The sequence below is a fragment of the uncultured Treponema sp. genome (genome assembly GCF_946187725.1).
Lineage (GTDB): Bacteria > Spirochaetota > Spirochaetia > Treponematales > Treponemataceae > Treponema_D.
In genome coordinates, this window is the sequence record NZ_CAMHSK010000004.1 from 139,249 (window position 1) to 158,852 (window position 19,604).

Genomic DNA, 19,604 nt, shown 5'->3' on the forward strand with positions numbered 1-19,604 from the left:
TTTTAATTTGATTAGCAAGAGCTAACCTTAAACAAAGATTAATAAAATTTACCTATTGTGTCAATCGGCTTTTGTTCCTATTTTGTTACATTTCTTTGTGTTTTTATGCAAAATTTTGTATTTTCTTCACAAATTTTGCATATCCTTGAAATCATTCCAATTTGCAGTTCTTTTCTATATAATAGGCTCATGGGAACAATTTTTTTTACTCGTCACGGCGAAACTGAATGTAATACGAAAAAACTTGTCTGCGGCGCAAGGGAAACTCCGCTCACTCAAAAAGGCCACGAGCAGGCAATCACGCTCGGAAATGAACTAAAAGCGCAGATAGAGCAGGGCAAAATCCACATTGATAAAATCCTTCATTCACCGCTTTCAAGGGCAAAAATGACGGCTCAGCATATTTCAGAAATCACTGGAATCCCGATGGAAGAGGAACCCCTTTTAATCGAACGGAATTTCGGTGATTTTGAAGACCATGTGCGCGACGAACCGGCTTTCCGTGACAGCCTCAAGACATTCGCTCTTTCTTTCGGGCGTGAAGTTGGCGGCGAGTCGAATATGAGGACGGCACAGAGAATCTACAATCTTTTGGACAGGCTCACACGAACGGAGGAGCACAAAAATCAGGTGTATCTTCTGGTGGCACATAACGGGCTTTCGAGGGCAGTGAATTCCTATTTTTATGACATGACGAACGAGGAATTCGGAAATTTTTCGGTCACAAACTGTCAGCTCGTGAGGTATGATTTTTAGGCCGGATACAAGCCGAACGCGCCAGTCACTTTATATCTGAATTTTCTTTTAAAAGTGGATTTTTTTGACATGTTGTGCTAAAATTTTGGGGCTGTTAGGAATCAGTGCTATGGAAAAATTTGATCGCAATAAAAATTCAATTTGCGCATTTTTTGCTAAAAATAAATTCATCACTGTCGCAAATGTCATTTTTTTAGTTAGTTTAATATTTATTCTTTCCATGGCTGTCCGTGTTTTTTTTCAGAACAGGACATTCGTGACTTTTACTAAAACTTCTGATTCTATTGAAGGCTGCGAAGACCTTGATATTCAGATGGGAATTCCGTTCAAAAATGCTGTCGAAAGAAACTGCTGGCAGGAAGATAACGGAAACTGGGGCAGCCAGTACGACATTTCAATCTATAATCATTCAAAATACTCTTTCGTTGACTGGGTTCTTGTAATGACTATCCCGGAAGAGGGCGTGCTTGATTCCAGCTGGAACGCAAATTATGCCCTTTCATTAGGAAAGCTCACCATCACCGGCATTGATAAGGCTTTCACCAAAACCATTCATGAGCGGAACAGTATAAAAATCGGCTATGTAATGTATTCCAAAAAACTCATGCATTCGAGCGATTTTTACCTGACAGGTCGGTTTATCCGCAATCCTTTTAAGGAGATTCCTTTTATCATCGGGCTGTTCTGCTTGGGCATTTCTTTAATCGTTATTCTGGTTTCGCTCTTTTTTTACCGCATGATTCGACGGCAGACAGAAATCGATAACGAAAAGATTGACAGCCTCCTCAAACTCTGCGCTAGCTTTATTGATACCCGTGACGAATACACAAAAATGCACTCAACTCATGTCGGTTCTTATTCAAAGCAAATTGCCGCTGAAATGGGCTATGATGAAGATTTCCAGCGAAACATCTATTACATGGGAATGATGCATGATGTCGGCAAAGTTCTGATTCCAAAAGAGATTCTTTGTAAGCCCGGTAAACTTGATGAAGAAGAATGGAAGGAAATGAAGCGCCACACGGTTTACGGCGGTGAAATTCTTGGAAGTTTTAATGCCGTAAAAGGAATCCGTGAAGCTGCCCTTCATCATCATGAACGATATGACGGCGCAGGTTATCCAAAAGGTCTTAAAGGCACAGAAATTCCTGTTCAGGCGCGTATTATTGCGGTCGCTGATTCTTTTGATGCCATGCACACAAACCGCTCTTACCGAAAGCGCCTCAGCGATGAAGTGATTCTTGAAGAATTAGAAAAAAACAAGGGAATCCAGTTCGATCCAGAAGTCGCAGACGCAATGCTTCGTCTTATAAAAAAAGGCAAACTGCGCACGGATGAGCAGTAGGCTCGGAACATTCATTTTACAGCACATTAAGGTGACTTCATTTGATTGGAGTCACCTTTTTTTTATCTCCGCGCTTATCTGCGTTTATCCGCGTCAAAAATCATAATCTGTGAAATCTGCATAATCTGTGGTTTATTAAATTCGCGTTTTATCATAAAATACTCTTACGAGGAAATTAAAAAATGGAAAACGCAACAAAATGTATTCATGCAGGTTATTCACCAAAAAACGGTGAATCTCGAATGATTCCAATCATTCAGTCTACAACTTTCAAATACGACACTTCTGAGGATATGGGTAAGCTTTTTGACCTTGAAGCCTCTGGTTATTTCTATACCCGATTGCAGAACCCGACCAATGACATGGTTGCAGGTAAAATCTGTGCCCTTGAGGGCGGAACTGCTGCAATGCTCACTTCAAGCGGACAGGCTGCAAACTTTTTTGCGGCATTCAACATCGCTCAGAACGGCGACCACATCGTAGCATCTAGCTCAATTTACGGCGGCACTTTCAATCTTTTCAATGTAACAATGCGCAAAATGGGTGTTGACTTTACTTTCATTTCTCCTGATTCTACCGACGAAGAAATTCAGGCTGCATTCAAGCCGAACACAAAGGCTGTTTTTGGTGAGACAATCGCAAACCCGGCCCTTACAATTTTCGACATTGAACGATGGGCAAAAATCGCTCACAAAAACGGCGTTCCTCTCATCGTTGACAACACTTTTGCTACTCCAATCAACTGCCGTCCTTTTGAATGGGGTGCTGACATCGTAACTCATTCAACTACAAAATATCTCGATGGTCACGATGCGACTGTCGGCGGCTGTATCGTTGATTCAGGCAAATTCGATTGGATGGCTCATGCTGAAAAGTTTCCGGGGCTTTGCACTCCAGATGAAAGCTATCACGGAATCACTTATGCTACAAAATTCGGCAAAGAAGGCGCATTCATTACAAAGTGTACGGCTCAGCTCATGCGTGACTTCGGCTCAATTCAGGCTCCGATGAACGCATATCTTTTGAATCTTGGAATTGAGTCGCTTCCTGTTCGAGTTAAGCAGCATTGCGCAAACGGTCAGGCTGTCGCTGAATTCCTGTCTCAGAATGAAAATGTTGCTTGGGTCAACTATCCTGGACTTAAAGGCAACAAGTACTATGATTTGGCTCAGAAATACATGCCGAACGGAACTTGCGGCGTTGTCAGCTTTGGCGTTAAGGGGGGCAGAAAGGCTGCTGAAAAGTTCATGAAGAACCTCAAACTTGCGATGATTGCAACTCATGTTGCTGATGCCCGCACTTGTGTTCTTCATCCGGCGAGCGCAACTCACCGACAGCTTACGGACGAAGAGCTTGTTGCTTGCGGCGTTGGTCCTGACATGGTACGCTTTTCTTGCGGTATCGAAGCAACCGAGGACATTCTTGCCGATTTGAAGCAGGCACTTGCTTCAATCTAGAGCAAATGCCGCCCGCCCCTGTAGCACCTTTAGTTGCAAAGTGAGCGAAGCGAACGGCGCAATGAGGGTGACCGAAGTGCGAAAGGGGCGCGAGACCGAAAAATTTGGCGCATATAAATTTGCTTTTATACGAATTCTCGCCGATAATATATAGAAGAAACTGAACAGAAGGATTTGTACATGAAGAAAATCATAAGTAGAATCTCGTCTTTATTTGCACTTGGGTTTTTAATGACATCTTGTGAACGGGTCGACCTTGAAGGTATTGGTGCACTTAACAAACTTGAATTGTGGTATGCTCCATATACCAGTGATGCCGCACCTCTTCCGCAGGACGGAGTTCTTATCGACTTGGTTGAAAAGGACTTGGGTATTTCGCTTACGACTGTGCCGATGCCGTCAAACAAGGATGAACAGGCGGAAATGATTCTTGAGGCGGCAAAATCTTATTCTCTTCCTGATATCTTTATGGTCAATCGTGATGTTCTTACTCAGCTTGTAAAAGATAATCAGGTTTCACGAGTTGACAGTCTTTATGCCCTCATGCCGACCCGCACCGCTCAGATGTATGATGAAACGGCAATCGCTTCTGCTTCATTTGACGGTATTTCTTACGGTCTTGCGCAGTCTGGCTCAATCGAACGAAACGAAGGTATTTTGATTCGAAAAGACTGGCTTGATAAGCTTGATTTGCCTATCCCTGAAACGCTTGAAGATTACATCAATGTAATGCGTGCGTTCTCGTTCTCTGACCCAGATGGTGACGGTCGTGATAACACTTACGGTTTTGGTGCTTATATTGATCTTCGTGCTGTTGAAGAAGGTCTTGGTGCGCGTTTTGCTCCTTTCTTCGGTGCTTTTGGTGTTGAAGGAACATTCAATGCCAGCAAAGAAAATCCTGGTCTCAACATTCATAAACCGGAATATCGCGAAGCACTTGAATTTATCCGCCGAATGGTTGTTGAAGGTCTCGTTGATCCAAAATGGGCAATTTATAACAAGAATGAATTCCGTGCCGCATGGAAGGCCGGAAGATTCGGTATGATGCGTGAACAGAATGCGGCTTTCGCTCTCGAATCAAATTACAAAGAATTTGACGAAAGATTCCCGGATGCAGAGTGGATTCTTATTAATCCTCCTGTCGGACCAAAAGGCAAGTCATCGGTTGGTGCTTATACCAGCGGTTACAGAACTTATGCAGTTTCGCGCCGTGCACAGGAACTTGGAAAACTGCCGGTCATTGCAAAACTTCTTGAGTGGATGAGCACAGACGGTTACAACACGGTCGTTTATGGTGAAGAAGCTGAAAACTTCATGATTGATGATGACGGAAACATCACTCTTGAAGGTCTTCCTGATCCAAACATGGCTTATACTAAGAAAGCTGCTGCTCCTGTAATTCAGCTTAGAAACTTGGTTTTCTACAACTCAAACCTTGAGCTTGAAAACCGCTATCCAACATGGTATAGCCAGAACGGCAAGGAAATGAGCGCATACACCTTGCTTCGTGAAATGCAGAAATGTCCGTGGACAATGACGGTCAACATTCCGTCTGCTTCTCAGGAACTTCGGGAATTTTACTCAAATGGAGTTCGTGATTTCGTAATAGGCCGTCTTGAACTTAGTACATGGACTCAGTGGCTTAAAGAGTTTGATGCTCGCGGTGGTGCTGACTGGGAACGCCGTGCAATCCTTTGGGCAGAAGAAAATGATATCCTTATGGATAAAATTGTTGTGGTTCAGGAAGATGAAATTTAGTGCTGATTTGCACCAATTGTTAATCAGCGTTTTCCTAAAATCACAAAAAAGAAATTAATTAAAAAATGAAGAAAAGCCGGCGAATTTAAAGCTGGCTTTTTTCGTTTTCTGATTTATAATAGAGGATAGAGTTTTATCAGCCAGTTCAACTAAGGGGTGTTCAATGACTCAAAAACATAAAGGCTTTAAAAGCATTCGTACCCAGCTTGTCGTCACAATCGGACTTTTCCTTCTTGTTCTTCTCACTATATGTTCCGTTTTCATTTTAAGGAATGTTTCCAGCAAATTTGGTGCTGTTTCACGGAATTACCTTCAGGAAATGGCTTCATATTATTCAGAAAGCACAAAATCCATTATTGCGCATGAGTATGTCACCTGTGCGGCACTCAAAACTGCAATCGAGCAGATAGAAAATGTTCCCCCTGCTGAACGCCGTGATTATGTCAATGCGGTTTTGAAACAGGCTTTAATCGATAATGAAACTTTTGTCGATACTTGGGTCGTTTATGAACCAAACGCACTCGACGGTCTCGATGATGTTTACGCCAATACAGAAAATCATGATGATACAGGTCGTTTTATTCCTTATTGGACAAAAGTCGGTTCTACCATTGAGTGTTCGCCTCTCACTGACTATGAAAATGGCTTCTGGTATGTAAATCCTTTGCACAGTCCTACAGGAATTTTGATTGACCCGAATCCTTATGAAATCGGCGGAAAAATCGTGTGGGTGTGCGGGGTTGCTTTCCCAATCTTTGATAAAAACAAAACTCCAATCGGTGTAATCGGTCTCGATATGTCGTTGGATACGCTTTCTTCGCTCTTAAAGCAAGTAAAAGTGTATGATACAGGCTATCTTTCCCTCATTTCTGATTCTGGTTTGATGGCGGTTGATTATAATCCTGAAAACGAAGGAAAAATCTTCGATGAATTCAAGAACGGGCTGTTTGGGGCTGGCAAAAAGTCTCTTGAACCTTTCTCAATGCAAAGGGATGAAGACGGCAAAACTCTCAAGTATTACCAGCCGTTCACAGTTGAAGATGCAAGTCAAGTCTGGTTTTTGGGCTTAAATGTTAAGGAAAGCGAAATTTCGGCTGCCGCAAATGAAATTTTTGCGATTGTTGCGCTTACTTTCCTGGTTACGGCTGCTGTCATTCTTCTCATTTTGTTCTTCATAATTCAGGGTGTTGTTAAAGAAATGAACAAGGGCGTTTCGGCAATGCAGAACATCGCTCAGGGTGACGGTGATTTGACTGTCCGCATGAATGTTAAGACTGATAATGAACTTGGAAAAATGTACAATTTCTTTAATCTTACAATCGAAAAAATTCAGGATTCAATCCGGCAGGTTAAAGATTCTGCAGAAAATCTGAGCGAGCAGGGCAACACTTTGGGTGACAGCATGAACGATACGGCTGCCAGCGCAAATGAGATTACTGCAAATATTGATTCCGTGAACAAGCAGGTTCAGCAGCAGGGGCGCAATGTTCACGAGGCAAAAGATGCACTTTCTTCTATTAATAACAGCGTAAATGAGCTTGTCGAAAATATTCAGAGCCAGAGTTCGAGTGTTGTTGAGTCTTCTTCTGCCATTGAACAGATGGTCGCAAATATCCGCTCTGTAACAGGAATTCTCGAAAAAAACGGAGAAACAATCAAATCTCTCGAAAATTCTTCAGAACAGGGAAAACTGAGCATAAATTCATCTGTAGAAGCAGTCAAAAAGATTCAGGAACAGTCGGGTACGCTTCTTGAGGCAAGTAAAATCATTCAGTCAATCGCAAGTCAGACGAATATGCTTGCAATGAATGCGGCAATTGAGGCGGCTCATGCTGGTGAAAGCGGAAAGGGATTCTCGGTCGTTGCTGATGAAATCCGAAAGCTTGCGGAAGATTCAAACAAGCAGGGCAAAAATATCACTAATAATCTCAAGGTCGTTCTTGCAAGCGTTGCGGAAGTTTCAGATTCTTCTGTCAAACTTCAGAATCAATTCAATGAAATTTACGATCTTACTCAGGCTGTTGCAAGGCAGGAGCTTACAATTATGAATGCCATGCACGAACAGTCAGAAGGCGGTGAGCAAATTCTTGAGGCAATCAAGCAGATTCAGGAAGTTACGGCAGGCGTCAAAGGTTCCAGCAATTCAATGGAAGATGCAACTCAGGCCGCAAATGTCAAAATGGATAATCTCATGCGGCTTACCGAAGAAATTACTTCAAGCATGGAAGAAATGTCAATTGGTATTGAGAGTATAAACAAATCGATTAATGCCGTTAATGACATGACCCATAAAAATACGCAGAGTATTGAAAGTCTCGGCGAAGCTGTCAGCAAATTTAAAGTATAAAAGTAAAATATAGGAGTTTTTATGTCACGACGAAGAGTTGTAATCACCGGAATGGGCGTTGTTTGCCCGGTCGGAAATAATGTTGAGGAGGCATGGAACAGCGTTAAAGAAGGCAAATGCGGTATCTCGAACATTACGCTTTTTGACCCGGCGCGATTGAGTGTAAAAGTTGCCGGTGAGGTAAAAGATTTCGATATTTCCAAATACGGAATTGATTCAAAAGCCACTCGAAAGATGGCCAGATTTTCAAAATTCTGTCTCGCTGCTTCGGCACAGGCAATCGCGGATTCAGGTTACACAGGTGAAGGCCTCAAAGCAGAAAAAATGGGTGTCATGGTAGGAAACTGTCTTGGTGGAATCGAAGCTACTGGTGCTGGTTTCGAAAAATTCTGTGACCCGAATGCAGGTCCGGACCGTTTGCCGCCTCTTACCACACCGCTTATGATTTCAAATGAGGCGGCCGCAAATGTGAATATTTACTACGGATTTCAGGGGCTTTCATGGACAATCAATACAGCATGTGCTTCCGGCACTGATTCACTCGGACTTGCTGCTGATTTGATTCGTTCTGGTCGTGCTGATGTAATGCTTGCCGGAGGAACAGAAGCTGCAATCACTGAATTCAGCATTGCGACATTCATAAAATTGCAGGCTCTTGCTTCAAAGTTCAATGACTGTCCTCAAAAGGCGAGCCGTCCGTTTGACCGTGACCGCGATGGATTTGTCATGTCTGAAGGTTCTGCCATGTTTATTCTCGAAGAATATGAACATGCAAAGGCTCGTGGTGCAAAGATTTACGCTGAAGTTGCCGGTTTCGGTTCAAGCTGTGACGGTTATCATATCACTGCACCTCTCAAGGACGGAAGTGGTGCTGCCAAGGCTGTAAAACTTGCTCTCGAAGATGCCGGAATTGATGCTGGAGAAGTTCAGTATTACAACGCGCATGGTACTTCAACTCACGCAAATGATGTTGGTGAGACCGCCATGCTCAAACTTGCATTTGGTGAAGAAAATGCCCGCAAACTTCATATTTCTTCTACAAAGAGCATGACCGGTCATCTGGTTGGTGCAGCTGGTGCAATTGAAGCTATGTTCTGCGTAAAAGCCATCAACGAAGGTTTCATCCCGCCAACAATCAACATTGAAAATCAGGATGTCGAAGGCGGATGCGATTTGGACTATACCCCAAACAAAGGCGTTTCCTGCGAGGTCAAAGTTGCGGCAAGTGCTTCTTTGGGATTTGGCGGCCACAACGGCTGTATCATTATCAAGCGGTTCGAAGACTGATTCTTCGCGGTGTGTTGAAAAATATTGAAAAATATTGAAATTTCTGCAAAAATGGTGATATGAAGAAATTCTTATCACTATTTTTGTCTTTTGTTTTTATTGCAAATTCTTTTCTCTTTGGCCAAAATGCTGACTCGGAAGCCCTGAATTCTGAGAATACAGAGACGGTTTCTAATGATATAAGCTTCAATGTTGCTCCTTCAGCAGATTCAAATTATTCTGAAAAATCAGGTTTTCTCCACGAAAATGACGGCAAAAAGCACTGGTTTACGGCAATTGGCGGAGTTCTTTTTTTTAATGTCGGACTTGCATCATATAACCGGTTTGTTTTAGGTTCGGGCTGGGCACAGGTTGGCCCGGATGAGTGGAATCGATTTTGGGAACGCGAAATGACTTATGACCGCGACTGGTATTGGACGAATTTTGTCCTTCATCCGTACCAGGGAAGTTTTTATTATCAGGCTTCACGCGGCTCAAATCTAAATGTGGCTGAATCATTCGCCTTAACACTTTTCGGTTCTGCTTTTTGGGAGTATCTTTGCGAAACAAATGCTCCTTCAATAAACGATATGGTCTATACAACGGTCGGCGCGTTTTCAATGGGTGAAATGCTTTACAGGCTTTCCCTCAATGCAGACGAACTTTCTGAACTTTTCGGTCTTTGCGTCAATCCAAGCCGCTGTTGGACTCAGCTTTGGACACGCCAAAAACCTCGCGGAACAACGCACAACATTCATGAATTGAGTTTGAAATTCGGTGTTGGTGCTGCGGCCGCTCGTTCTAATCTCATAAATTGTTCTAATCTGGATTACAAAAAAGATGAAATTTATCCGGTTTTCTTTAATCCGTCTGTTTATGTGGTTTACAATGATCCTTACGGCCATGATTCAAATGAGCCTTATTCTCAGTTTGAGCTTGAAATTTCGGCTTCTGCTGGAAAAGGTTCAGGAGAGGGGGCTGACTGTCAGTATAAGGACTTGGACAAGAAGCTTATGTATGAAATCCGCATTCTGAGTAATGGAATGCTTTTTGCCCGTTCACCACGCTTTTCAGAAAATACCGATACAACAATCGGACTCGTGATGGAATATGAATTCGACTGGCATCAATTTTACGAGCTTTCTTCTTTAGGACCTGGATTAGCACTCAAGCAGCGCGTTCGCTTTGAAAATTCAAATCTTGAATGGCAGCTTCATGGTGCATGGAATGTTCTTGGTACAACCGACTATTACTATTATCACAGACCGATTATTCTGCCGGATGCCAGCGTAGTACGAAATTACAGTTACACAACAGGGCCAATGCTCAATTTAAAAATGCGATATGCTACAGAAAAAGGATATGCCCTTGCTTTAGGACTTCGTGCTTACGGAATGCACGATTATTATTCGCAGCTTCAAGATGATACTGCGGCACATTCTGCAGGCTGGGAGTGGATTGGGGTTCTTAATGGAAATTTTGAAATTCCTGTGTCTAAAATCCTAAGACTTGGACTTGCTGATGAAGTTTATGTAAAACGCGCTGTATATAAAAAAGTTCCCGATGTTTTCCAGGTGCTTAATTCTGGAAGCATTTACGCAAAATTTCAGATGAAATAGAGGTGGGAAAAAATGAAATTCAAAAGCACGAGAAACCGCTCTGAACCGGTGAATTTTGCAAAAGCCGTTCTTGATTGTATGCCTGATGACGGTGGCTTGTATATCCCGGAGGATTTTGCTGATTTACGAAAATGGATTCTTTACACAAATGAAAACACTTCGTTTTCCAGCATTGCGGGTGCACTGACTTCAGCCTGCATAAACGATGAATTTTCTCCGATTATTTGTGAAACGATAGCGACAAAGGCTTTTCCGTTTTCTCCGCAAGTCAATAAGCTCGATGAAAATTTATACACTCTGGAGCTTTATCACACACCGTCGGGAAGTCATAAAGAATTTGGAATTTCATATCTTGTGAACTGTCTTGAAACAATCCTTACAATGAAGGGTAGTTATGCTACTTTTCTTGATGTTACGGCCGGTGAGCTTGGTTCGAGCCTTGCCAGAGCAATCCGGGGTAAAAAAAATCTAAAGGCGGTTCTGCTTTATCCAAGAGGATTTGTGCGTGGCCTTTCTGATGAAGATTTTGTCTGGAACGGTGGAAATGTTCTTCCAATCGAAGTTGATGGAAGCGAGCATACATGTCACGATATTGCCCGTGAGATTTTTGCGAATCGTGCTCTTGTAGAAAAATATCATTTGACTGTTGCAAATACGGCTAACATAGGTCGTCTCATGCCGCAGACCTTCTTTTATCCTTATGCGTTCAGCCGTCTAAAAAAACAGGTTAACGGTGATATTTTCTATGCAATGCCCTGTGGAAATTACTCAAATCTGGTCGCGGGTCTTTATTCATGGCGGCTTTCACTTCCTGTAAACGGTTTCATTTGCCCTACAAGCGATGAAATAAAACTTGATCTTGAAGGTAACTGTGAAATAATGGACAGCATTGTTGAACTTGAAAAGCGCGGTTTTGCTGATCCTGCAAGTCCTTCAAATTTGGAGCGTCTTGAAGATATTTTTGGCAGCAGCTCGCTCATGTTAAAGCATTTCGTCTATCCTGCTCATGTCACGAATGAAGAAACCGACAATGCCTGCCGCAAGCTTTTCATGGAGCATGGAATCTATGCAAATAAATCAACAAGCCGTGCTTATGCCGCTGCCTTAAAGCGAAAAGAAATTCTTGAGGAAGATGATTCTTCTCTTGTGCTTGTTATGCGTGATCATCCGGCCCTTAATTCAGAATATATCCGTCACACTTTGGGAAAAGCCCCGGAACTTCCAGATAACAATCCTAATTCCCTTCTGCATACTGAATTAAAGCATCCTTGTGTAAGTTCGGTCATAGAAGTCATGCTGATTATCGCTGACGAACTCTAAAAATCAGGTTCTTTAAATAAAAAAAAACACGCGTTTGACAGCATTTTGCCGTTTTACGCGTGCTTTTTAGTTTCAGCCTTGAAGTGTTTTATTTCTTTGCTTTAGGCTTGAACTGATTGATAAATTCTTCGCACTTATACTCAGCCTTTTCTTGTGCAGTGTTCAATTTTTTGAAGAGTGAATTGATAGCTGATTTTTTTGCTTCACCCGCACCCAGTGAAAGAATTGCTTTGTAGAGCGCAAGTGTTGATTCCATCTTCTCTTTGTTGAACCATTTTGTGCCATTGAATTCATTAGCACCGAGCAAGAGCCATGAATCGTTTGATTCGCCGAGTTTTTCAGCAATTGCAAGCAAATCTGCCTTTTCGCTGCTTTCGGTAAGCTTTGGCTGTTCACCTTCTGCAAGAGCAAATGCTCTGTCGAAGAAGTTGTAAGAATCCATGCTTCCGATTGCCGTGTTGCCGGTAAGCTCTGCAATCTTTCGCTGGAGGCTCCATTTTCGTGCAAATTTGCTCTGGGCGATTGGCTTGAGAGCTGTGAAAATGTAGAGGTAAATATCTTCAAGAGCAACTTTTGAGCCTTTTGGAAACGCAAGTGTCTTTGGAAGCACGAATTGTGTGAATTTTTCAATTTTGTGTTCGAACTTCGGAGTTTTTGCCTTTGAAGTCTTTTTCTTTGTTGTGCTAGCTGTTTCAACGGCCTGTTCTTCAGCAAGTTTCTTTTCAAATTCAGCTTTTGCTTTTTCAAAAAGTTCCTGCTGTTCTGCGTTGAATTCTGGCTCAGCAAATTCGTTTGCGACAGTGTAGAAGTACTCAAGCGGCTGCTCAACAAGCTGTTTGATGCTTGAAGCTGTTGCTTTTTTGAGGTTTGCATCTTTAAGCTCTTTTGCAGTCATTGTGAGAGTGCCAAGGTTCAAGCAAAGTTCGCTTGAAATGACATTCTGGAATGCCTGATAAAGCTTTTTGTAATGCAAGTCCTGCCATGCAATTTTCAAGTCCGGAGTGCCTTTTCCGTTCAGGAATTCGCAGATTTCTTTGAGTGAACCATCAACATCCTGTTCCTGTCGAATGTCAAGGAAAATCTGTGTTTCAAAGCCGTTGAGTGCGATGAACATACCCTGTTCACAGATGTCGCGTGATTTTCGGATATACCAGAGATTGCTTCTGAATTCGCGGAAAATCATGTAGCGGTCATCTTCACCAGAAAGACCAAGACCTTCTGAAAGTGAGCGTGTGACAAGTTTTTTGTCGTTCTCGCCGCTGCCGGTTTTTACAGCGTATTCACAAGACTGTTTGATCCAGCCCTGAGCGCGTTCATATTTGTTGTTATAGAAGACAACTGAATATTCATTGCCACAGCGGTTTGAATATGCGAAGACATTTTCATTTACGCCACCGTTATCCCAGACATCGTAGAAAAGGAAGTCTTCAACACCAGCAAAGAGGTATCGCTTTTTGAGAAGCGGGAAGATTTCTCGCTTGTGTCTGTCAACAAGATACTGATCCGGCTGCTCATCGCGATAAGCTTTTGTGTATTCCATGCCGTACTTTTCTTCGAAGCCTTCGATTTGACCGTGGCCGAACATTGGAAGACCTGGCATTGTTGCCATAAGTGTACAGACACCAAAATATTTGTCACCTTTACCGAACTGAGCAACGGCTGTTTCTTCATCAGGGTTGTTCATGAAGTTGACATAGCGCTTCAAAATCTGCGGGTCAAAATTGATTGTATTTTTGACCGTTGAACGATATTTGTAGTTTTCTTCTTTTTTGAGCATGTTCATGAATGCAGAGTTGTAAACACGGTGCATTCCAAGTGTTCGCGTGAAGTATCCTTCCATCATCCAGAAAGCTTCTGCGAGCAAAAGCGTGTCAGGAACTTCCTGTGCAACACGGTCAACGACTTCACGCCAGAACTCGTTTGGTATACGATTTTCGAATTCCTGTGCGGAAATTGCGAATTCGCTTCGGGTTGCGATGTCACCGCCTTTTCCTGGCTCTGGGTACCACAAGCGTTTGATGTGCTTTTTGGCAAGGACCATTGCGGCATCAAATCGGATAATCGGGAAGTTTCGTGCAACATGAAGAATTTTCTGCATGACTTCTTCGCGTGCAACTGGATTGAGGAAGTCAATCTGTGCCGTGTCGTTCCATGGCATACCTGTACCATCGTTGCCGTGGTAGATGTAGCGGGTGTCGCCAGTCGCAGTGTCAACTCGTTTGAAAACAACAGAACAGTCTGTCTTAGAGTAGTAATGGTCTTCAAGGTAAACTGCAACTCGTCCGTCATGGCTCAAATTCGGACCATTGAAAGTATATGATGGGAACGGACAATCGCGTCTTTGTACGAATAAATCTGGCTTTTCAACGACCCATCGTGCATCCATACCTGTGTGGTTTGGAACCATGTCGCTTGCAAGTCGGATTCCGCGCTGCCACAATCTTGCACGCAGGTTTGCCAGTGCATCCCATCCGCCCAAATTCCATGCGATATCGTAGTCATCAAGAGAGTATGCACTTGCCGCTGCTTCAGGATTTCCGCAAATCTGCTTGATTGTGCGGCTTGCCTGACTTCGTTCCCAAAGACCGATGAGCCAGAGACCAGTGAAACCTTCGTCGCGGAGCAAATCAAGCTCTTCGTCTGGAATCTGGTCGAGACGGCTGATTTCGCGATTGTATTTTTTTGAAAGCTGATAGAGCCAGACGAGAACAGTTTTTGCCATGAGGACAACGCGCGGCATCCATTCTTTATCGGCACTGAATCTTTCGTATTCTTTGAGAAGGTAGTCGTAATTTGGTGGTGACATGTCGGCATCTCCGCCATTTGTAGGATGCCATGCAGATTTCCATTCTTCTGAAAGCAAATCTTCTCCGCCCAAAAGTCTTCTGAGCCAGTAATCTTCACCATCACCGTCTCCAGGGATAAGAAGCTCTGCCCAGTGAGTGCGGACATAATCAAGCTGTTCCTGCAAATTGTACGGAGAGAAATTGACAGGTTCACGCAGGAAAGTAATCAAATCATGTGAGAAGTTACCAAAAAGGGGCTGTGATTTGAAATAATCCTGAATCTTTTCCCAGACTTTAGCCCAGATTTCATTTGAAGCGAGCTTTGAATCATCGAAAAGTGAAATGAATGGCTTGAAGGCCGGGTTTTCATTATCGAGATGAAGCATAATCAGCTCTTCAAGAACCTGCTCTTTGTTCGTGCGGATTCGGCCTGTTTTGCGTTCTGTAAGCTCCATGTTCAGGTAATCTTCTATTGAAAGATTTCCTTTGTAAACTTCAGTTGGCGGGAATTCAGTACAGAAATCGATGATGATTTTATGAATTTCTTTTTTCCCGAAAGTGTTTTCTAATTCTGAAAGAAGCGATTTGAAGGCATCGGGTGCTTTTCTTCGGCGGTAGATGTAGCAGGCAAGATGGAAAATTTCATCGAGTAAGCCCATGGCGTTGAGCGTGCCTGCCGAAATCTGTGTTAAATTATGATTTACAAGATATTTATTGAATTTTACTTGAAATTCTCGGACAGCTTTAATGTTTGCGAGAATTACATTTCCGGTAGAAGAATAAAGAGATTCCGCAAAATTACATTCATCACGGACTGCCTTAGCGATATGAAATTCATTGTATGAGTAGGACAAGCTAAACCCCCAGGGTAAATAAAATTATACTTAATTATATCACGAAAATTTAATCCTGTAATAAAAAAAATGGATTCATGTCAAAAAAAAACTACGATTTTTATAGTTGAAGTGAAATTTTTACTATTATATAGAAACAATTTTGCAATTTTCTTTTGGAAAGCGAATTTTTATAAGCAGAAAAAGAAAAAGCAGATTTCTTTTTTAAATTTTCAGACTTTTTCCTTTTTTTTTAATTTGATATATGCTAGAATCCTTTTATGATTGAGAATAAAACTGGTGTAGCCGTTCCACTTTCGGCTTTGCGTACGGAATCATCGCCTGTTGTCGGTGAATTTTCTTCCCTTATCGAATTTGCTGATTTTGCCTCAAAGTCGGGGCTTTCTGTGATACAGCTTTTGCCTGTTCTTGATACAGGTGCTCAAAGTTCTCCATACAGTTCGCTTTCAGCTTTTGCCTTGCATCCAATGTATATTCGGATTTCTGAACTTTCTTCTTTCCAAAAGTGTTATGAAACCGACACTCTTTTCAAGAAAACTTATGATGAATTTCTTGGACATAAAGATGATGTCCGCTTTGATTATGATTATGTCGTGCAAACCAAGGATTTTTTGCTCCGCAAGATTTGGGCTTCTACAATCTTTGCTGGCGGCAAACTTATCACGGATAAACAGAGTCTTTTTTACAGATTCATCGAAGAAAATGTCGAATGGATGCCTTTTTATTGTGTCTACAAATATCTGAAGCACAATTACCTTCAGGCCAGCTGGAAATCATGGAAAAAAGAGCATCAGAATCTTTCCAAAAATGAAATTCTCAAAATCTGGAACAACGAGGATTTACAGCCACTCATTCTTTTCTATGCATGGGAACAGTACATTGCATTCAATCAGTTCAAGCAAGCCGCAGATTATGTAAAAAAACTCGGAATTACGCTCAAGGGGGACATTCCGATTCTCTTAAACGAAGATTCATGCGATGTATGGTCTAGCCCGGATGTTTTCAATCAGAAAATGAAGGCTGGTTCTCCTCCTGACGGTGACAATCCTACTGGTCAGAACTGGGGTTTCCCGTGCTACGATTTTGCTGCCCAAGAAAAAAATAATTTTGAATGGTGGCGGCTTAGAATCAGGCTTGCCTCACAGTTCTTTGGAGCTTATAGACTCGATCATATTCCTGGGTTCTTCAGACTTTGGTCTATTCCGAACGGAGAATCTACTGCGGAACTCGGACACACAGAGCCATGCTCTCCAATCAGTGAGGCTCAATTTACAAAATGTGGTTTCTCAAAAGAAAGGCTCCGCTGGTTAAGTCAGCCGCATGTTCCTACCGAAGATTTCATACGCCTTATCGGAAATGCTGATACCACGCGCGAAATCCTTGGTCTTGTCTGTGACAGAATCGGGTGGGAAGAGCTTTGGCTTTTCAAACCGAGCATTAAAACTGAGGCTGACATCCGAAAAATCAAGCTCGACAAATACAATATTGATTCATCAATTCAAGTTGAAATTTTCAACCGACTTGCATATTGGTGGAAAAACAGGGCTTTAATCGAAATCAGCAAAAACAAATACATTCCTCAGTGGAAGTATTACGAAACAAGGGCATGGAACACGCTCTCTCAGGATGAAAAAAACACCTTGCAATGGATTTTCGGCGAAAATTCTCAAAAAGAAGTTCAGCTCTGGCAAAATCAGGCAGAAAAAATCTTTACGGCTCTTGTAAACGAATCTGATATGGTTCCATGCGGTGAAGATTTGGGTGTCGTCATTCCGTGCATGGAATATGTGCTTGATAAATGTGGCATTCTCGGTCTTAAAGTCATCCGCTGGTGCCGAAAATGGGATCGGCCGAATCAGCCGTTTGCAAGTTTGCGTTCTTACCGCAGGCTGAGCATTGTTACAACCAGCGTGCACGATTCTTCAACTTTGCGTGAATGGTACGATGAAGAAATAAAAAAGACTGGAATCCCTGCATGCAACCTTCGTCCGGAAAATTTCTTTGAAAAATATGAAATCGATTCTTTTGACAAATGGCCCAAAAAAGTTGCCTTTACAGAAAAACTTGAGCCTGAAACCGCTCAAATGCTTTTTGAGACATTTGCGGCTACAAGGGGTGCCTGGTTTGTCAATCCGCTGCAGGACTGGCTTTATCTTGATTCAAAATATTACGCGGAAGATTCAAAATCAGAGAGAATCAATGTGCCTGGCTCGGTCACGAACTTCAACTGGACATGGCGAATGAGCGTGTCTGTCGAAGCTCTCAAGGCCGATGACGGTTTGTGTGAAAAAATCAAGAATATCGCTGCAATCCACGACGGAATGCAGGATTAACACCAGCCAAACTTCCAGTGCCAGATGGGTTTTGCAAGCTTGTAGCTGAATGGCTGTTTTTTCTCGAAATCGGGCAGCCATTCGGTGTCGGCACATAAATCTTGATAAAAAAGATAGTCGAAATCGTATGCTTCGATTAAATCTCTCAAATCTGTGTCTTCGCTTTGGCTTACAAGCCTGTTTTCGATAACAGAAAGCGATTTTTTTCGTTTTAAAAGATTTTCTTCGCTGTCCTTGAATGGAACCGGCGTGTACTGACTCATGAGAGAAATAATCGCTTTTCCGTCAGCATTTTGCTTTAACCATTCAAGTACATCCGCTGTCTCAAAGAATCTTCCCGGAAGGAAAAGATGCCTTACAATCACGCCCTGAAGAATTTTGTCTTTTACGACGGTTTTTCCGTCTATTTCTTTTGAAACTTGCGTGAGTTTGAGCGGATTGTGTTCAATCATCCATTTGACGGCTTCTTTTGCTTTTTCGGGGTAGTCAGCTGCCGCACATAATGAGTTTGAAAGTTCTGAACTTAGTGTCTTGAGGTCAGGGAGCCAGATTGTTACAAGACCTTCGAGCAGCTTCAGGGATTCAACTGAATCATAACCGCTTGAATTCCAGCAGACAGGCAGGGTGAGACCGCGTTTTTTTGCTTCTGCAAGACCTTCTGCAAGCGCCGGGATGTGGTGGCTTCCTGTAACAAGATTTATGTTTTCGGCACCGGCTTCTTCGAGTTTCAGACAGATTTCGGCAAATTCCTCTTTTGAAACAGCTGCGCCCATTCCCTGCTGGCTAATCTGATAATTCTGGCAGAAAGCACAGCGTAAATTGCATCCGGTGAGAAAGATTGTGCCGCTACCGCCGTGAACAGTGATTAAGGGTTCTTCGCCAAAATGCAGGCAGGCAACGGCAATTCTGATTTGAGACGGTTCTTTGCAGAATCCAACTGAAGAAGTCCTGTTTATGCCACAGTTTCGGGGGCACTGGCGGCAGTTTTCGTATAAAGATTCCATTTGCGTTTATCTGTGCCTAAAAATTAAGATAATGCATCGTTCTGCAAAATCAGATTCATCATGTTCTGAAGAGAGTCCAAATCGAGGGTTTCGGCTTCATCATCAACAAAATCCCGCAAAGTTTCCCAGTCGTCATCTGTGAGTACAGAAAAATCTTCATCTTCTGCATTGTCCACAAAATTCTGGAACGCTTTGATTCGGTTGATGTTCTCTTCGCTTGGCTCGTTTGCTAAATCTTCTGAGCTTAAAATGTATGTGTTGAGCCAGTAGTCGCTGATTGAAACTGCGAGCGAACCCTGATTTTTGTTGTTGTTTGCAAAAAGTTTTGCAATCTGCGTACATGCTCTTTTTGCATCGTAATGACCGCCGTTATTGGCTCTGTCGTATTTAATTGTCTTTTGAATGTCTGAAAGAAATTTATCAATTGTTGTCATAAGAATATTATAACAAAAAAAAAGTTCCAATGATAGCTTTTTTCTCTTGACTTTTGCCGTAATGAAATTTACACTTTTTACATGGACTTAAAGACAGTATTAACACCTGACACAGTAGAATTGCATCTCAAAGGTAAAACAAAAGAAGAAATTATCGATGAGATGCTTGATATTCTTATCAAGGCTGGTAAAGTAGCAGATAAAGCTACAGCTCGCGAATGTGTGCTTGACCGCGAACGCAAAATGTCTACTGGCATGAAGCATGGAATCGCTATTCCACACGGAAAGACTGACACAGTCGCTGATTTGGTTGCATGTATTGGCA

The 19,604-nt window shown here is 42.4% G+C and carries 13 protein-coding genes; 10 read left to right on the forward strand and 3 right to left on the reverse strand.

The features are described 5' to 3' along the window. The first annotated feature begins 189 nt into the window (after positions 1–189). From Q0Q74_RS03070 to Q0Q74_RS03105, 8 genes are all read left to right on the forward strand, one after another. Positions 190–756 carry a histidine phosphatase family protein gene (locus Q0Q74_RS03070; RefSeq protein ID WP_294428398.1) on the forward strand — a complete coding sequence of 189 codons (567 nt, stop codon included), beginning with the start codon at positions 190–192 and terminating at the stop codon, positions 754–756. A 220-nt stretch (positions 757–976) separates the two neighbouring features. Continuing rightward, complete coding sequence (locus Q0Q74_RS03075) at positions 977–2,101, forward strand: HD domain-containing phosphohydrolase (protein WP_294428399.1); 1,125 nt, start codon at positions 977–979, stop codon at positions 2,099–2,101. Between the two features lie 182 nt (positions 2,102–2,283). Continuing rightward, entirely contained in the window at positions 2,284–3,558 is a 1,275-nt protein-coding gene (locus Q0Q74_RS03080; RefSeq protein ID WP_294428401.1) for an O-acetylhomoserine aminocarboxypropyltransferase/cysteine synthase family protein, read from the forward strand. A gap of 231 nt (positions 3,559–3,789) precedes the next feature. Next, positions 3,790–5,316, forward strand: coding sequence for an extracellular solute-binding protein (locus tag Q0Q74_RS03085; RefSeq protein ID WP_294428402.1), 1,527 nt, complete (start codon positions 3,790–3,792; stop codon positions 5,314–5,316). Between the two features lie 163 nt (positions 5,317–5,479). Continuing rightward, positions 5,480–7,663 (forward strand): methyl-accepting chemotaxis protein, encoded by a 2,184-nt coding sequence (locus Q0Q74_RS03090; RefSeq protein WP_294428404.1) that lies wholly within the window; start codon positions 5,480–5,482, stop codon positions 7,661–7,663. A gap of 21 nt (positions 7,664–7,684) precedes the next feature. Then, complete coding sequence (gene fabF, locus Q0Q74_RS03095) at positions 7,685–8,950, forward strand: beta-ketoacyl-ACP synthase II (RefSeq protein WP_294428406.1); 1,266 nt, start codon at positions 7,685–7,687, stop codon at positions 8,948–8,950. A 59-nt stretch (positions 8,951–9,009) separates the two neighbouring features. Continuing rightward, entirely contained in the window at positions 9,010–10,548 is a 1,539-nt protein-coding gene (locus tag Q0Q74_RS03100) for a DUF3943 domain-containing protein (protein WP_294428408.1), read from the forward strand. Between the two features lie 12 nt (positions 10,549–10,560). After that, the gene (locus tag Q0Q74_RS03105; RefSeq protein ID WP_294428409.1) at positions 10,561–11,868 is read left to right on the forward strand and encodes a threonine synthase; all 1,308 of its coding nucleotides are present in this window, start codon (positions 10,561–10,563) and stop codon (positions 11,866–11,868) included. 88 nt (positions 11,869–11,956) lie between these two features. On the opposite strand, the gene Q0Q74_RS03110 is transcribed toward Q0Q74_RS03105, so the two are convergent. Beyond that, positions 11,957–15,508, reverse strand: coding sequence for an alpha-amylase family glycosyl hydrolase (locus Q0Q74_RS03110; RefSeq protein WP_294428411.1), 3,552 nt, complete (start codon positions 15,506–15,508; stop codon positions 11,957–11,959). A gap of 260 nt (positions 15,509–15,768) precedes the next feature. On the opposite strand from Q0Q74_RS03110, the gene Q0Q74_RS03115 reads away from it, so the two are divergent. Next, positions 15,769–17,841 (forward strand): 4-alpha-glucanotransferase, encoded by a 2,073-nt coding sequence (locus Q0Q74_RS03115; protein WP_294428413.1) that lies wholly within the window; start codon positions 15,769–15,771, stop codon positions 17,839–17,841. Here Q0Q74_RS03115 and Q0Q74_RS03120 read toward each other — a convergent pair. Then, on the reverse strand, positions 17,838–18,845 hold the full coding sequence (locus Q0Q74_RS03120; RefSeq protein ID WP_294428415.1) for a radical SAM protein: 1,008 nt from the start codon (positions 18,843–18,845) through the stop codon (positions 17,838–17,840). The two genes, Q0Q74_RS03115 and Q0Q74_RS03120, sit on opposite strands and share 4 nt — an antisense overlap. Positions 18,846–18,868: 23 nt before the next feature. After that, on the reverse strand, positions 18,869–19,279 hold the full coding sequence (locus Q0Q74_RS03125; RefSeq protein WP_294428417.1) for a hypothetical protein: 411 nt from the start codon (positions 19,277–19,279) through the stop codon (positions 18,869–18,871). 81 nt (positions 19,280–19,360) lie between these two features. Here Q0Q74_RS03125 and Q0Q74_RS03130 point away from each other — a divergent pair. Continuing rightward, positions 19,361–19,604: PTS sugar transporter subunit IIA (locus Q0Q74_RS03130; protein WP_294428418.1), on the forward strand; the 244-nt coding region annotated here is incomplete at its 3' end.

Excerpts from the sequence above, each read along its gene's own strand:
- Q0Q74_RS03085 (WP_294428402.1), top strand. The coding sequence starts at position 3,790 with ATGACATCTTGTGAACGGGTCGACCTTGAAGGTATTGGTGCACTTAAC.
- fabF (WP_294428406.1), top strand. The coding sequence starts at position 7,685 with ATGTCACGACGAAGAGTTGTAATCACCGGAATGGGCGTTGTTTGCCCG.
- Q0Q74_RS03105 (WP_294428409.1), top strand. The coding sequence starts at position 10,561 with ATGAAATTCAAAAGCACGAGAAACCGCTCTGAACCGGTGAATTTTGCA.
- Q0Q74_RS03075 (WP_294428399.1), top strand. The coding sequence starts at position 977 with ATGGCTGTCCGTGTTTTTTTTCAGAACAGGACATTCGTGACTTTTACT.
- Q0Q74_RS03090 (WP_294428404.1), top strand. The coding sequence starts at position 5,480 with ATGACTCAAAAACATAAAGGCTTTAAAAGCATTCGTACCCAGCTTGTC.
- Q0Q74_RS03125 (WP_294428417.1), bottom strand. The coding sequence starts at position 19,279 with ATGACAACAATTGATAAATTTCTTTCAGACATTCAAAAGACAATTAAA.
- Q0Q74_RS03115 (WP_294428413.1), top strand. The coding sequence starts at position 15,769 with ATGATTGAGAATAAAACTGGTGTAGCCGTTCCACTTTCGGCTTTGCGT.
- Q0Q74_RS03080 (WP_294428401.1), top strand. The coding sequence starts at position 2,284 with ATGGAAAACGCAACAAAATGTATTCATGCAGGTTATTCACCAAAAAAC.
- Q0Q74_RS03120 (WP_294428415.1), bottom strand. The coding sequence starts at position 18,845 with ATGGAATCTTTATACGAAAACTGCCGCCAGTGCCCCCGAAACTGTGGC.
- Q0Q74_RS03070 (WP_294428398.1), top strand. The coding sequence starts at position 190 with ATGGGAACAATTTTTTTTACTCGTCACGGCGAAACTGAATGTAATACG.
- Q0Q74_RS03100 (WP_294428408.1), top strand. The coding sequence starts at position 9,010 with ATGAAGAAATTCTTATCACTATTTTTGTCTTTTGTTTTTATTGCAAAT.